Source organism: Nocardia sp. NBC_01499 (assembly GCF_045040275.1).
In the GTDB taxonomy this organism is placed as follows: domain Bacteria; phylum Actinomycetota; class Actinomycetes; order Mycobacteriales; family Mycobacteriaceae; genus Nocardia.
The window spans coordinates 1470504-1486220 of the sequence record NZ_CP109426.1; the positions used below are offsets into that span (position 1 = coordinate 1470504).

General features: G+C 69.1%; 5 protein-coding genes. All 5 read left to right on the forward strand.

All coding sequences use genetic code 11. The annotated features are described in order from the left end of the window. Positions 1-344 precede the first annotated feature (344 nt). The 5 genes from OG203_RS06630 (at position 345) to OG203_RS06650 (ending at position 15716) form a co-directional block, all read left to right on the forward strand. On the forward strand, positions 345-1385 hold the full coding sequence (locus OG203_RS06630) for a helix-turn-helix transcriptional regulator (protein WP_405164777.1): 1041 nt from the start codon (positions 345-347) through the stop codon (positions 1383-1385). An 88-nt stretch (positions 1386-1473) separates the two neighbouring features. Then, positions 1474-3321 carry an amino acid adenylation domain-containing protein gene (locus OG203_RS06635; protein WP_405164778.1) on the forward strand — a complete coding sequence of 616 codons (1848 nt, stop codon included), beginning with the start codon at positions 1474-1476 and terminating at the stop codon, positions 3319-3321. A 10-nt stretch (positions 3322-3331) separates the two neighbouring features. Continuing rightward, the gene (locus OG203_RS06640) at positions 3332-6508 is read left to right on the forward strand and encodes a non-ribosomal peptide synthetase (protein ID WP_405164779.1); all 3177 of its coding nucleotides are present in this window, start codon (positions 3332-3334) and stop codon (positions 6506-6508) included. After that, a complete protein-coding gene (locus OG203_RS06645) occupies positions 6505-9480 on the forward strand; it encodes a type I polyketide synthase (RefSeq protein ID WP_405164780.1) in 2976 nt (991 codons plus the stop codon). Before OG203_RS06640 ends, OG203_RS06645 begins: the two co-directional genes overlap by 4 nt. Next, entirely contained in the window at positions 9477-15716 is a 6240-nt protein-coding gene (locus OG203_RS06650; protein ID WP_405164781.1) for a condensation domain-containing protein, read from the forward strand. The genes OG203_RS06645 and OG203_RS06650 overlap by 4 nt, the downstream gene beginning before the upstream one ends. The last annotated feature ends 1 nt before the right edge of the window (position 15717 follow it).

The window sequence follows — 15717 nt, forward strand, 5'->3', positions numbered from 1 at the left end:
CGGCTATCGCTGGTCACTCGTCAAGGCCCACCGATGAGATGGAGCCGAGACAACGCGGAAGTCTGCGACTTCCTCCGATCGCTGCGTCCCACCGATCCAGATGCTGACGTTGCGCCCACATTTGATCTCAAAACCGCCGCATATGGGCATCTCGCCGATAGATCTGATCTGAATCGCCCCCTGATCACGTGACGACGGTGAACCTATGGGGAGCGAACATCGTTCATCTGTATTGAACGCCCTGAGACCGAGAACTGAGTGATGCCGGCTGAGGTCCGGTGGTCATCAGTCTTGGTCGCGTGAAAGGGAATTCAGGGGATGGCATGGTCACAATTGCTCCAGACATGGACAGGTTGACCCGCGACCTACGCGGGCTGGCGGCGCACGCGGTAGGACCGGACGATCTTGGTGCGGCGATTGCCGAGACGTTGCGTTCATGCGTGGCTTTCGACGCGGTTCGGCTGGTATCCACCAACCCGGCGGCAGAGCTAGGGCTCGGCTCGTTCAGCTGCTGGCATCGCTATGATTCCGGGCTGCTCTCGGCGCTCGTGCTCGACCGATACCTGGGTGGTGACCCGTGTCGGCCCGAGGACTTGGAGCGGCTTTCGGTGCCGGTGGCGGTGGTCGGCGTCGACGGCGATAACGGGGCTCGCGGACGCCGCACGGCGCGACTGCTGTCCGAGAATGGCGCGAGCGGTGAACTGCGTGCGCTGTTACGGGATCGCCGGGGCGTGTGGGGGTTTCTCGGGCTGTTACGCACCGAGGGCGCCCGGCCCTTCGACCACGAGGACGTGAACCGAGTCGCCGAGCTCGGACCGGCGTTCAACGCGGCCATCCGTGAGTTCGCGCGGGGTCGGCCGTCGCCGATCGTGCCCGTCCCGCCCGCGCCCGGGATCATTACCGTCGGAGCTGACCATGCCGTCAAGGGGATCAGCGACGAGGCGCATTACTGGCTCGAACAGCTCTGGCTGCCGAGCCGCCTGGCCGGTTGGGCCATGGAGCCGTTCGCGCCGGAACTATATTGCCGCACACGGGAATTGATACGCCAAGGCGTTGCCCCGAAGCCGCTGATCTGTGCCGCGGCGACCGGTTCCGGCCGCTGGATCGCGGTGCACGGCCGGGCGCTGGCCGGCGACGACGGCGATGTCGCCATCGTCATGCAGGCCGCCCGAGGCGACCTGCTGTTGCCGTCGTTCTGCCACTGGTATGAGCTCACCGCGCGCCAGCGAGCCATTCTCGAACAGCTCTGCACCGGAGATCCGCCGCGAACTATCGCCAAAACCCTTGCGGTGTCGACGCATACGGTCAACGCCCACCTGAAGGCCGTGTACCACAAGACCGGAGCCGACGGTCGCGATGAGCTCATGGCCGCCTTGACCTGCTGAAGATACCCAAATTTAGGTATATCGACCGCTATCGACATCGTAATAGTCTGCGAGAACAGCCTTTTCGACGTTCGAGGAGTGTATTTCGTTGGCGGACAGTCTTTTTCGTGATAAGTATCCGCGTGAACGGACCGTTCACGAACTCTTCGAGGCATGGGTGGATCGGGCACCGGAGGCGCCGGCCGTGCGCTATGGCGATGTGGCACTGTCCTATCGGGAACTCGACATCCGGGCCAATCGGCTCGGGCACTACCTGCGCCGATCGGGGATCGCCGCGGAGGCCCGCGTCGGCCTGTGCGTGCGCGACGAGAACTGGGTCACCGGCGCCTTGGCGACATTGAAGGCGGGCGGTGCCTATGTGCCGCTCGACCCGTCCTACCCGCCCGAACGACTCGACTACATGTGCCGGGATGCCGGCGTGCAGGTGGTGCTGAGGACGCACCGCGAAACCGTGGAACTGCCTGGGCGACAGGTGTTTCTGGATACCCTCGAGACCGATCGCGAGCCACCCTGCCGGCTGGGCGTATCGGTCGGGCCGCAGTCGCTGGCCTACGTCATGTACACCTCCGGGTCCACCGGCACCCCGAAAGGGGTCGCGGTCGGGCACCGCAATATCGTCCGGCTGGTCCGCAGCCAGGACTCGATTGCCGTGCGGCACAACGACACTGCCGTGCAGGCGGCCAATATCTCGTTCGACGCGGCCACGCTCGAAACGTGGGGTGCGCTGCTCAACGGGGCTCGGCTGGTCGGACTCGGCCGCGACGAGGTGCTCGTGCCCGAGCGGCTCGGCCAGGCACTGCGGGCGCACGGCGTCGACGTCTTGTTCTTGCCGACCGCCCTGCTCCGGCAGCTGGCGCTCGAGGATCCGAGTATGTTCCGCACCGTACGGCAGCTGTCGTTCGGCGGCGAGAAGGCCGACGTGCGCGCGATCACCGCGCTGGTGCGGCACTGCCCGGACACCGAACTCGTAAACCTTTACGGCCCAACGGAAATCACTACCTACGCGACGGCATACCGCTGCAACGGGCTGTCCGGCGGCGAGTCCACCGTGCCGATCGGCCGGGCCGCCGCGAACAGCAGCACATACGTGCTCGATGACAACCTGCGACCGGTGCTTGCCGAGCGGCCCGGCGAACTGTACCTCGGTGGTGACGGCGTGGCCCGCGGCTATCTCGGCAGGCAGGCAGCGACCGCGCAACGATTCGTGGCCGACCCCTTCACCGCCGAACCTGGCGCTCGGATGTACCGCACCGGCGATCTCGTGCGTCGGCGCGCCGACGGCGAGCTCGAGTTTCTCGGTCGGGTGGACCGCCAGGTCAAGGTGCGCGGACATCGCGTCGAACCGGCCGAGGTCGAGGACGTGCTCGGCGAATACCCCGGACTTTCCGAGGTCGTCGTGCTGGCCGGCCGGGACGCGGGCGGGGACGCACAGTTGATCGCCTACGTCGTGCTGCGTGCCGGCGTTGGCGTCGATGGCCTGCGCGCCTATCTCGCGGGGCGGGTACCCCACCATCTGATACCGGCCGTGTTCGTGGCGATGGCCAGGTTGCCGTTGAACCCGAACGGCAAAGTCGATACGGCCGCCTTGCCCGCACCCGTCGCCGCGGCTCCTGGCGACCGGCCGGAGGTGGCCGCAACGCCGACCGAGCAAGTGGTACAGGCTATTTGGCAGGACGTCCTCGGTGTCGCTGTCACCAGGACGGACGCCGATTTCTTCGAACTCGGCGGGCATTCGCTGGCCGCCGCTCGGGTGCGGTCCCGGCTGTCAGCGGTTTTCGGTGCACACGTTCCGCTGCGAACCGTGTTCGATCACCACACGATCGGCGCGCTGGCTCGCGCGGTCGACGGTCTCCCCCGAGCACCCCAGGCCGCGGCCCCGGCCCCGCCGGCAGACCGGCTGAGCGTGGCCGACCTGCTCGCCGAATTCGAGATCTGAGGAATTCCCGATGACAACGCCTGATTTGACGCAGCGACTGCATGCGCTCCCCGCCGACCGGAAGGCAGCGTTCCTGCAGGCCCTGCGGCGCCATCCGGAGCGCTACGACCTCCATCCGCTGACTGCCGCACAGCGCCGAATGTGGTTGCACGACCGGCTCCGGCCCGGCAGCCCGATGTACCGGGTCACCTTCCGGATCGATCTGCACGGTGCACTCGAAATCCCCGCATTGACAGCAGCTTTCGACCAGGTGCTGGCGCGGCACCAGGCGCTTCGCACGCTGTTCGTCGAAATCGACGGCGAGCCTTGGCAACTGGTGCTGCCCGAGGCCCCGGCGGTGACGCGGCTGCGGGTGGGTGACGTCGCCGCGCCGCTGCCGTTCGATCTCGACGGCGCACCACGGGTGCGGGCGACGCTCACCGCGGCCGGACCCGATCGGTGGGTGCTCGTCCTCGAGCTGCACCACATCGTCTGCGACGGCTGGAGTATGGGACTGATCTTCGACGATCTCTCCCTGTGCTATGCCGGTCGCGACGTCGGCCCTGCCCCGCGTCACGTCGATATGGCGGCCGAACCGCTGGATGACGAGCTCGTCCGGTTCTGGCTGACCGAACTCGACGGTGCACCGCCGACGATCACCCTCCCGCTGGACCGGCCTCGCCCGGCGATCGTCGACGAGGACGGCGACGAGTTCGCCTTCACCTGGCCGGCCTCGGTCGCGAACGGGGTGACGAAGCTGGCGGCCGAGCTCGGTGCCACGCCGTTCATGGTGCTGCTCGCGGCCTGGGAAGCCGTGCTCCGCCGCTACGGGCCTGACCCGGACTTCGTGGTGGCGACCCCGGTCGCGGGCCGGACCGCGTTGTCCGCCGATGGCGTGGTCGGCCTGTTCGTCAATACGCTCGCGCTGCGCGCCGAGGTGGATCTCGCGACCACGTTCCGAGCGCTGGTGCGGCAGGTCAGGGACCGGGCGATCGCCGCGTTCGAGCATCAGCACCTGCCGTTCGACACCCTGGTCGACCGACTGCGCCCGGAGCACGACCCGAGTCGCACGCCCGTGGCGCAGGTGATGTTCGCGGTCGAGGACGGCTGGGCGGACCGGCTCAGTCTGCCCGGGATCGCCGTCCACTGTGTCGAGCAGTCCACCGGCACGGCCACCTATGACCTCACACTGACGCTGACACCACGACAGCGGGAGATCAGTGGGCGCCTGGAGTATCGGACCGCCCTGTTCGATCGCGCCACCGCCGAGCGCATGGCCGGACATGTCCAGACGCTGCTCAGTGCCGCGCTCGCCGAACCGGAACGGCAGGTCTGGGAGCTACCCATGCTGACGGATGCGGAACACCGGATGATCACCGCCTGGGGCACCTCGAAGCCGTCGCGGTCCGCCGAGCGGCCGGTGCACGAGCTGATCGCCGAGATCGCACCGGAACGCATCGCAGTGGTCTGCCGAGGCCACCGCGTCACCTATGGCGAACTCGGCGCGCGAGCCAACCAGATCGCAACTCTGTTGCACCGCAACGGGATCACCGCCGAACGGCCGGTCGGCGTCTGCCTGCCGACGTGCCCCGACGCCGTGGCGGCATTTCTCGGAGTACTGGCCGCGGGCGGAATGTATGTCCCGCTCAACCCGGAACTGCCTGCCGAGCGGATCCGCTACCTCCTCGACAACGCCGGGGTCGATATCGTCCTCGCGCGCGCGTCGACCGTGGCCCTGTTGCCGCCGAGCACAACGGCGCTGGCATTGGACGAGCTGGCCATCGCACCGTGCCCGCCACCGAAGGTCGCCGTCCCGCCGGCGGCGGCTGCCTACCTGATCTATACCTCCGGGTCCACCGGGCGGCCGAAGGGCGTGGTGAACACGCACCGCGGGCTGACGAATCTTGCTGCGGCCATGCGGGATCTGCTCGCTCTCCGGCCGGACGATCGGGTCCTGCAATTCCATTCGACCGGGTTCGATGTGATGGTCTCCGACCTGGTGACCGCACTGTGCGCCGGGGCCGAACTGCACCTGGTGTCGCGGCACGATCGAGTCCCCGGCCCGGATCTGGTCCGCGCCCTGCGCGAGCACCGGATCACCGTGGCCGACCTCCCGCCGATCGCCTTGCAGGCGATGGACCCGGCTGCGGTGCCCGAGCTCCGCGTGCTGACCGTTGGCGGCGAGGCTTGCCCGGTCGACGTCGCGCGAGCCTGGGCGTCCGGTCGCGAGTTCTACAACTCCTACGGCCCGACGGAAGCGTCGGTGACGGCGACCAGCGGCCGCTACACCGACGGCCCGACCGTGCCCATCGGGCGACCGACGGCGGGCAGCCGGATCTATCTGCTCGACGATCGGCTGCGGCTGGTCCCGGCCGGGGTTGCCGGGCAGCTGTATATCGGCGGTGCGGGCGTCGGCCGGGGTTATCTTGGTCGCTCGGCGCTGACCGCGGCCGCGTTCGTGCCCGACCCGTTCGCCGACGTGGGACAGCGCATGTATCGCACCGGCGACCTCGCGCGCTGGCGGCCGGACGGGTCACTGGAGTTCCTCGGCCGAGCCGACGCCCAGGTGCAGATTCGTGGGCACCGCGTCGAGCCAGGCGAGGTCGAGGCACGCCTGCGCGAGTGCGCCGGAGTCGCGCGCTGCGCGGTCGTCGTGCGCGAGGATCGGCCGGGCGACAAGCGGCTCGTCGGCTACCTCGTCGCCGAGCCGAACGCGGACGGACCGAGCACCGACGCGTTGCGCGCAGAGCTGCTGCGCACCCTGCCGGACTACCTGGTACCCACCGCGTTCGTCGAGGTGCCCGGACTCCCGATGACGCCGAACGGAAAACTCGACCACCGCGCGCTGCCGGCGCCGAGCGTGCACCGCCCCCGGCTCGGCACCGCGTTCCGTCCGCCGCGCGGCGAAGCGGAGCAGACGGTCGCCGCGGTGTGGCGAACCGTGCTCGGGCTGAACAAGATCGGCGCGGACGACAACTTCTTCGATCTCGGCGGGAATTCGATGCTGCTCGTGCCGGTCCACACCGGGCTCGAAGCAGCGATGGGTGTCAAGGTGCCCGCGGTCGAGTTGTTCCGCTACCCGACCGTGGCACAGCTGGCTCGGTTCCTGATCGAAGGCGAATCGAGTGCTCGATCGACGACCACGGGGAACAGACGCGCCGCAGCGATGCGCGCCCGACGGGTGCGCGTAGGACAGGGGGAAAGATGACCGAGAATTCTGGGTTGGACATCGCGATCGTCGGCCTGGCCGGCCGGTTCCCCGGTGCCGCCGACATCGACCGCCTCTGGCACCGCGTCCTGCGCGGCGAACCAACGGTGTCGCGGTTCACGCCGGAAGAATTGGCCGCGTCCGGTGTGCCCGCACAGGAATACGGCAGATCCGACTACGTGCCCGTCTACGGCGTTCTCGACGACGTCGACCGATTGGACGCCGAGTTCTTCGGCTATACCCCGCGCGACGCCCGGTTGATCGACCCGCAGCAACGGCTCTTCCTGGAATGCGCGTGGCAAGCGCTGGAGTCGTCCGGACACCTCGCTCGGACGGACGACGAGCTGGTCGGCGTCTATGCCGCCACCGCCATGAGCACCTATCTACTGAAGAACCTGCTCGCCGCGGGCGATGCCGCTGGGTCCGAATACGAGTTGTTGATGGGCAACGACAAGGACGGCGTCGCCACCAGGGTGGCCTATCACCTGGGATTGCACGGCCCTGCCTGTGCGATCCAGACGGCCTGCTCGTCGTCGCTGGTGGCAGTGCACGTGGCCGGACAGGCCCTGCTCACCGGGGAATGCGACGTCGCGCTGGCCGGTGCCGCGCACGTCAGGCTGCCGATGCGGTCCGGGTACCGCCACGAGCCCGGTGGGATCATGGCCGCCGATGGCGTCTGCCGCCCGTTCGACGCGGCGGCGACCGGGGCGGTCGGCGGCAATGGCGCCGCGATCGTCGTGCTGCGTCGCCTGGACGACGCCGTAGCCGACGGCGACACGATCTACGCGGTGATCAAGGGTTCGGCGGTCAACAATGACGGTCGAGCGAAGGTCGGCTATACCGCGCCGAGTGTGGATGGCCAGGTCGCGGTCATCCGGGCCGCTCAGCAAGCCGCCGGGGTCGACCCGGCAACCATCGGCTTCGTCGAGGCGCACGGCACCGGGACCGCGCTCGGCGACCAGATCGAGTTCGCCGCCCTGCACCGGGCGTTCGGTCCGGCGGGACGCCGCGCGCTCGGCTCGATCAAGGCGGTCACCGGGCACCTGGATGTTGCCGCTGGAGTGACCGGGCTGATCAAGGCATGTCTCGCGGTGCACCACGGGGTGGTCCCACCCAGCCCGTATTTCACCGCGCCGCACCCTGACCTGCCGATGGCGGGCAGTTCGTTCTACGTCAATCCCGAAGCCGAGCCATGGCCGGTGACCGGCTCACCCCGGCGGGCGGCGGTGAGCTCGTTCGGTATCGGTGGCACCAACGCACACGTCGTCCTGGAGCAGGCCCCCGCGGTCGCCATCGCCGAATCCGTTCGGACCGAACACATCCTGGTGCTTTCGGCGCGTTCCCGCGCGGCCTTGACCGAGGCGCGTGATCACCTGCGCGAGCACCTGATCCGGACGGCCGACCTGCTGGCCGACGTAGCCTACACGCTGCAGACAACCCGCCGCCGCTTCGAGCACCGGCTCGCGGTGGCCTGCCGCGATCGAGACGAGGCGATCGCCCGGCTGGCCGGTGACCTCGACAGCGTCTCCGATGCATACACCGACGGTTCGGTCGCATTTCTCTTCCCGGGCCAGGGCACCCAGTACCCGGGCATGGGCGATGAGCTCTATCGGACCGAGCCGGTCTTCCGCGAGTCGATAGACGCCGGCGCGGCGGCGCTGCGCCAGCACCTCGGCCTCGACCTACGTGACGTGCTCTACCGGGACCGCGACAACGAGGTGCTGCGGCAGACCCGGATAACCCAGCCCGCGCTGTTTCTTGTCGAGTACGCGCTCGCGCGGCTCTGGCAGCATCGGGGCATTCGGCCTGCTGCGATGGTCGGGCACAGCGTCGGAGAGTATGTCGCCGCCTGCCTTGCCGGGGTCTTCGACTTCGAGGACGCACTGGCGATCGTGGCTGCCAGGGGCGCGCGGATGCAGTCGATGCCGCCAGGCGCGATGCTCTCGGTGGCGCTGCCCCGGCTCGAGGTGGCCGAGCGACTGCCGCACGGGGTCGAGCTCGCCGCGGCCAATGCGCCGCGGCTGTGCGTGGTGGCCGGCGAGCCGCGCCGGATCGCCGCGTTCGCGCGGTCACTGCGTGCGGACGGCGTGAAATGCACGGAACTGCACACATCGCATGCCTTCCACACGTCGATGATGGAACCGGTCACCGCCGAATTCGCCGAGTACGTCAGCGGATTCGAGCTGCACGCGCCCGAGATTCCGGTGCTGTCCAACGTCACCGGGGATTGGCTCGGTGACGCCGACGCGCGCGACCCGAAATACTGGGCGCGGCAGCTGCGCGAACCGGTCCGCTTCGCCGACTGCGCCCGGCGGCTGCTCGACCGGCCGCACGCGCTACTGGAGGTGGGGCCGGGCACGACGCTGACCACGCTGGTCCGCCAGCACCGGGACGCCTACGCGCGCAGCACCCCCTCGCTCGGCGAGTCGAAAGCTCCGCAACCCGAGCGGCTCGCCATGGCGAGCGCACTGGGCAGGCTGTGGCTGGCCGGGGTCGAGGTCGACTGGACTGCCGATGGCGAACACCGTCGTCGAGTGCCGCTACCGACGTATCCGTTTCAGCGGGAACGGTATTGGATCGAGCCGGGGAGCCCGGCCGTGCCCGCCGCCCCGGCGCCGCACCCGAAGTTGTCGCCGCGGGAGGCGATCCGCGATATCTGGGCGAATCTGCTCGGCATCCCCGATGTGCGTGACGATCAGGACTTCTTTCAGCTGGGCGGGCATTCGCTGCTCGGCACTCAGGTCATCGCCCGCATCCGCGAAGCCCTCGGTGTCGACCTGCCGGCGAGCGCGCTGTTCGACACGCCGACGATCGCCACCCTTGTCGCATCCATCGAAGAACTCCTTGCCGCACAACGGCAACCACGACAGGAGTCCGGCCCGCTGCCGGACCTGATGGCCGAGATCCGCGCGATGTCGCCGACGGAACTGCGGGCCCAGCTTGCCGAGCTGCGGCGCGAGGACTCGCAATGACTGAGGACACCGAACCCATGACCTATGACCTTTCGCCCGAGCTCACCGAGCTGACCCCGGATCAGCGGGAGCTGCTCCTGCTCCGGCTCGCCGAGGCGAGCACGCAACCCGCACGTCCCGAGCGGATTCCGTTGTCCTTCACCCAGGAACAGCTGTGGTTCCTCGACCGCATGGATCCCGGCACTCCCCTCTACAACATCCCGTTCGCGCTGCGGCTGCGCGGACCGCTCGACACCGGCGCGTTGCGCTCGGCCGTCAATGCTGTGGTGGCACGCCAGGAAGCCCTGCGGATCGTGTTCGGCGAGAACGAGACCGGGCCGTATCAGCTCGTCCGTTCCGCGCTCGATATCGACCTGCCGGTCATCGACCTTCGGTACCTGCCCGTCGACGAGCGGGCGGCGGCGGCAACCTGGGAGGCGACCGAGCAGGGCCGAGTCTCGTTCGACCTGTGCGGCGGCCCGCTGGTGGATACCAGGCTGGTGGTGCTCGACGACGAGGAACATCTGCTGCTGACCACCGTGCATCACATTGTCTTCGACGCGTCGTCCGGTGAGATCTTCACGGCGGAGCTGGTCGAGTATTACCGCCAATTCGCTGGCGGCGCAGCCGCCGATCGCCCGACATTGCCCGGCGGCTTCGGCGACTTCGCGTGGCAAGGGCGCGAACCGGCCGCGTGCGCCGCGGTGGACGCGCAGCTGACGCACTGGCGCGCCAAGCTCGCCGGGGCCCCGGCAACCTCCACCCTGCGCCCTGACCGGCCGCGTCCGGTGGTGCAAACCCATCGCGGCGGTCGGTGCGCCAGGGTGCTCCCCGCCGGGCTGACCACGGCCATGGGCATGCTGGCGCGCGACTGCGGTGCCACGCTCAATGCGGTTGCGCTGGCCGGGTTCTCGGCGACGCTGCACCAGCTGACCGGCCAGGCCGACCTGCTCTTCGGCATGCCGTCCGCCGGTCGCTCGCGCGTCGAGCTGGAGCAGCTGATCGGTCCGTTCGCCAACATGCTGGTGCTGCGGATGGATCTCGCAGGCGATCTCACCGTGCGGGAGCTGGTCGAGCGCGCGCACCGGACGGTGGGCGAGGCGTACCGGCACTCGGATGCGCCGTACGCGCGAGTCGTCGAGGCGATCGGCCCGCCCCGCGATCCGGGCATCAACCCGATGTTCCAGATCCTGTTCACCGTGGCCGAGCCCGGCAGCGGCACGCGCTCGGCGGCCGGTGTCGAGTTCGCGCCGGTGCCGGTGGACAACCAGTTAACCGACTTCGATCTCTTCGTCACGCTCACCCCACGCGACGGCGAATGCGATCTGGTGGTGGACTACAACGTCGATCTCTACCTGGCCGAGACGATCGAGCTGCTCACCGAGCGGGTCATCGCGGTGCTCACCGGGATGGTCAACGCGGCCGACGCGACACTCGGCTCGGTGCCCGAGCTGCGCAGAGACGTGGTCGCGCTCGCCGGGACCTTCGTCGTCGACCTCGCTGCCGCACCGCTGCGGTTCTGGCTCGACTTCTGCCGAGCTCCCGCGTCGGTCGAGCCTGTCCCGTACGGACAGCTGGTCCAGCACTTGCTGACCGGCGGCGACGCTACGGCCACGGTCGGGCTGCTGCGCTGGGAGGACTGGCTGTGGCAGTCGGCATCGAATGTCGGGCCGGGAGCCGTGCTCGACAAGGCCATGCGGGAATTCGAGACCGCGGTGGTCGCCTACCGGCAGCGCACGGACGCGCGGCTGATCCTCGTCCGGTGCCCGAGCTCGTCGCGGGACGGCGAGTCCCGGCTGTTCGCCCGGCTCGACGATCGTCTCGCCCTGCTGCGGGAGCGGATTCCGAATATGTATGTGGAATGGGCCGAGGACTACCCGGGTGCCCTTGGACATGACCAGGACGACCTGCGGTACACCCCGGAGTATTTCGCCGCACTCGCCACGCTGGCCGCCCGATGGCTACCTACCCCGGAACCTGGACCGGAGCGCGCGGCATACCGCGCCGAGTATCTCGCCGACCCGGCCGCGGTGGCCGAGCGGGTCGCGGTGCGGACCGTGGCTGACCCGCCGAGTTCGGCGCCGATCGTCGAGCCGAGCACGCCAACGGAAAAGCGGATCGCGACCGTCTGGCGGGCGGTCCTCGGCATCGATGCGGTCGGGACGAACTCCAATTTCTTTGCGCTCGGCGGACATTCGCTGCTGGTGATCCAGCTCCTGGCCGGGCTGCAGCGGGAGTTCGGCAGGGTGGTCTCGCTTCCAACACTGTTCACGAACCCGACCATCGCGCAGCTCGCCGTGATCCTCGAGGAGACCGAAGGACCGGCCGAGGCGCCGATCGAGCCGATGCCACCCGAAGCCGAACCCGTGGCGTCCTCGATTCAGCAAAGGCTGTGGGCGACAGGCCAGATCGACAGCGCGGACGCGCGCCACAACACGATGTTCGCCGCGAACCTGCGTGGCGCGCTCGACATCTCGGCGTTGGAGCGCGCCGTGGCGGAGATCGTGCGCAGGCACGAGGTACTGCGGACCACGTTCACCGCACACCGCGGCCGCCCGAACCCGGTCGTGCACCCTCGGCTGTCGGCATGGTGTGTGCCGGTGGACCTTTCGCAGGTGCCGGGCGACCGGCGCGCGGCGCTGGTGGCCGACTACCTCGACCAGCACAGCGGCTATCCGTACGACCTTGCCGCCGGCCCGCTCCTGCGCGTCCAGGCGATCCGCGTCGGTGCCGACGAGCATCACCTGCTGATCGGGATGCACCACATCATCTGCGACAACACATCCTGGAGCATCTTTCTCGACGAGCTCGTCACCCTGTACGACGCCTACTCCGCCGGACTGCCGTCGACGTTGCCCCAACCCCGGTTGCAGTTCGGCGATTTCGCCTACGACCAGCAGAACTGGCTCGGCGGCAGTGCCGTCGAACCACACATCGCCTACTGGCGCGAGAAGCTGCGTGGCGCGCCGACGCCGCTCGAACTTCCGGGCGATCGGCCCGATCCCGACGAGGACGACGAGGTGGTCGGGCGCGCGGTGCGGCGGCTCCCGGTTGCCGTCGGCCGGGCGGTCCGTGCGCTCGCCCGCGCCGAGAGCGTAACGCCGTACAGCGTGCTCCTCGCCGCGTTCACCGTATTGCTGTACCGCGAGAGCGGGCAGCCCGACATGGTCATCGGAATGCCGACGTCCGGGCGTGATCGGGCCGAGCTCGCGGGCGTCATCGGCTGCTTCGCGGATCTGCTGCCGCTGCGGCTGGATCTCACCGGCAGGCCGACATTCCGTCGACTCGTCCGCCGCGTGCACTCGACGGTGCGCGACGCGTTGGCCCACCAGCGACTGCCCTTCCCGGCAATCATGGAAACGCTGCGGCTGCCGCGTGATTCATCACGCCACCCGCTCAAGTGCGTGCTCAACTACGTCGACCTGCCCGACGAGGAACTGTCGCTGTCCGGCCTCGAGGTCGTGCCGCTGCCGACCGGAGTCGCGGGCGCCGACTTCGACGCGCTGTTCACGCTGGACTGGCACGACGAGCAACTGCGGGCCGACCTCACCTACTCCGCCGAACTGTTCAGCGCGAACCACGCCGCCCGACTGGTCGAGCGGTTCGGCGACCTGTTGGCCGAGTTGGTCCTGCGCGCGGACACGGTGATCGGCACGCCCGCACCACAGCTCACCGATCCCGTCGAGTCGGCCGCGGCGATCGGGTTGGCCGCGTCGTTCCCGCTCGGTCCCGTCGAGCCGACCCTGCGGTTCTGGTCGGACCTGCTCGGCGCATCGGTCCGTGCCGTCACCTCGGCGCCCGCCGGGCAGGTGCTCCGGCCGCTGCTCGACTCGAACGGGCCGTTCCGAGGACACGCGCTGAACGTTGTCCTGCTGCGGTGGGAGGACTGGCTCACCGACGCGAATCCCTCTGTCCCCGTGGCGGTTACCGCGCTGGAAGCGGTTCTCGCCGAGCTCTGTGCGGCGATAGCGCGCTACCGTGCGCGGACCGATGCGGAACTCGTCCTCGGCAGCTGCCCGGCGTCGCCGCGTTTCGCGGACGACCGGTGGGCCGGGATATTCGGCGGTCTCGACCAGCGACTGCGGGCGTTCGCCGCGGAACAGCCCGAGGTGCGGGTGGTCCCAATGAGCCGGTGGGCCGAACGCTACGGTGTCGAGAATCCCTGCCTGGGCCGCGACGGTTTCCCGTATTCCGCCGAATTCGAGACGGTGGCGGCGACCATGCTCGCCCGCTGGGCACACTGCCGAACCCATCCGCCGGTCTCGGCACTCGTCCTGGACCCGGCGGAATTCTCCGCGCAAGCCGACCTGATCCGCGTGGTGCGCGATCAGCTCCGACACGGCCGCGGCGTCGTGCTGACCAGGCCGCCGTCCGCGCCGGAACTGGCCGCACTGGTCGCCGTAGGCACGGTCACGGTCGGCGAAGCACCCGAGTCGAGCCTGCGTCTGAGCCCGGCGACGGCTACCGATTGCCGGTCGGCCGTCGGTAGCGCGCCCGAGGGTGCGGGGTTGGCGACCTTCGTCGAGCATGTCTGGTCACTCGATGGCCCGACCATCGGATCTGTTGCGCCACAACCCATCCCAACGGGCCTAGTGGTCGACATCGCGACCGAGCTGAATACCGCCGAACGGATCGCGGTGGCGGTGCGGTCCGGGTTCCGTCGGTCCGCGCGGCGGTTGTCCACTCAGCCGAGGACCGATCGCGAACGCACACTGGCCGGGATCTGGGCCGAGGTGCTGAATCTGGCCGAGGTCGGCATCCACGACGACTTCTACGAGCTGGGCGGCGACTCGCTGCTGGCGATCACGGTGGCCTTTCACGCCGCGGAGGCGGGCATCGACCTGTCCGCCCGGCAACTCACCGAGCGGCGGACCATCGCCGAACTGGACTTGGCCACCAGTGGGGCGGTCACGCGGGCCGCGCACGAGATCGTCGAGGGCGAAGTGCCGCTCACCCCCGCACAACTGTGGTGGTTCGACACCGTGGCGACCACAATGCGGAACCCGGCCTTGTTCAACCACCCCTACTACCTCGAACTGCGTCGGCCCATCGCGGTCGCGCACCTGGCCGAGGCCGTCCGGTTGCTCGCCGCCCACCACGACTCACTCCGGCTGCGATTCCGCAGGGACGCCACCGGAATGCGGTGGCAGCACCACGCCGACGTCGCCACCGCCGTGCCGTTCACCAGCCACGACCTGACGGACCTGCCCGCCTCCGAACTGGCAGAGGCCATGCGGTCCGTCGCCGGTGCGGAACAGCTGAAACTGGACCTCACCGACGGCCCGACCTGCCGGGTGCTGCACCTCGCCACCGGCGGCCGCGGCCGGGACCGATTGCTCATCGTGGCGCACCACCTGGTGGTGGACGCGATTTCCCGAGAACTGTTGCTGAACGATCTGCAGACCCTGTGCGCGCGGCTCGAGCGTGGCGAGACGGCCTGCCTGCCCGCCAAGACAACGGCCTACAGCGCGTGGGCCCGACGTCTGTCCACCGCGGACATGACGGCCGAGATCCCGTTCTGGCTCGCCCAAGCACCGCACAAGGACACGGCGCCACCGCCGGATCGGCCTGGCAATGTCACCACCCTCGCTACCGGTCGCATGATGAACGCCGTGCTGTCGGCCGCGGAAACCGCGGGGCTGCAGGAGGCCACCCGGCGGCTGCGAGTCACCATGCGCGACCTCATCGTCTGGGGTGTCGCGGAGGCCGTTGCGGTACGCACCGGTGGTCGCGAGTGCGTGGTGGCGACAACCGGCCACGGACGCGAAAACCTGTTCGCCGACGTAGATCTGAGCCGAACGACCGGTTGGTTCCAGGTGATGTATCCGATTCGCGTGCGGCTTCCCGAGGCCGCGTCCGGCTCGGCCGAGGCGGCGGCCGTCGCCGTCGCCGGACAACTCGCCACGGTGCCGAACAACGGGATCGGCTACGGGATGCTCGAGTTCTTCGGCCAGGATCCGGCGCTGCGAAAACGGCTCGCCGCCATGGGCGAACCGCGCATCGCGATCAACTACATGGGCAACTTCGGTTTCGACGAGGTGTCGCAGGTCGAGGAGCTCTTCGACGTGTGCTCGGCGCCCTACGGCGACACCGAGGACAGCACCGGTGTCTGGCCGTACGACCTCGAGGTGAGCGGACTGCTCGTCGGTGGCCGACTTCGGCTCGACCTCGGATACGGCGCCGATGTCTACCTCGATGAGACCGCCGCCGCGTTTCTCGACGACCTGCGGGCCAGGCTGCTCGGCCTCCTCGGCTGAG

Bases quoted from the DNA above. Each gene is read 5' to 3' on its own strand.
- OG203_RS06630 (WP_405164777.1), top strand. From the start codon at position 345: ATGGACAGGTTGACCCGCGACCTACGCGGGCTGGCGGCGCACGCGGTA.
- OG203_RS06640 (WP_405164779.1), top strand. From the start codon at position 3,332: ATGACAACGCCTGATTTGACGCAGCGACTGCATGCGCTCCCCGCCGAC.
- OG203_RS06645 (WP_405164780.1), top strand. From the start codon at position 6,505: ATGACCGAGAATTCTGGGTTGGACATCGCGATCGTCGGCCTGGCCGGC.
- OG203_RS06650 (WP_405164781.1), top strand. From the start codon at position 9,477: ATGACTGAGGACACCGAACCCATGACCTATGACCTTTCGCCCGAGCTC.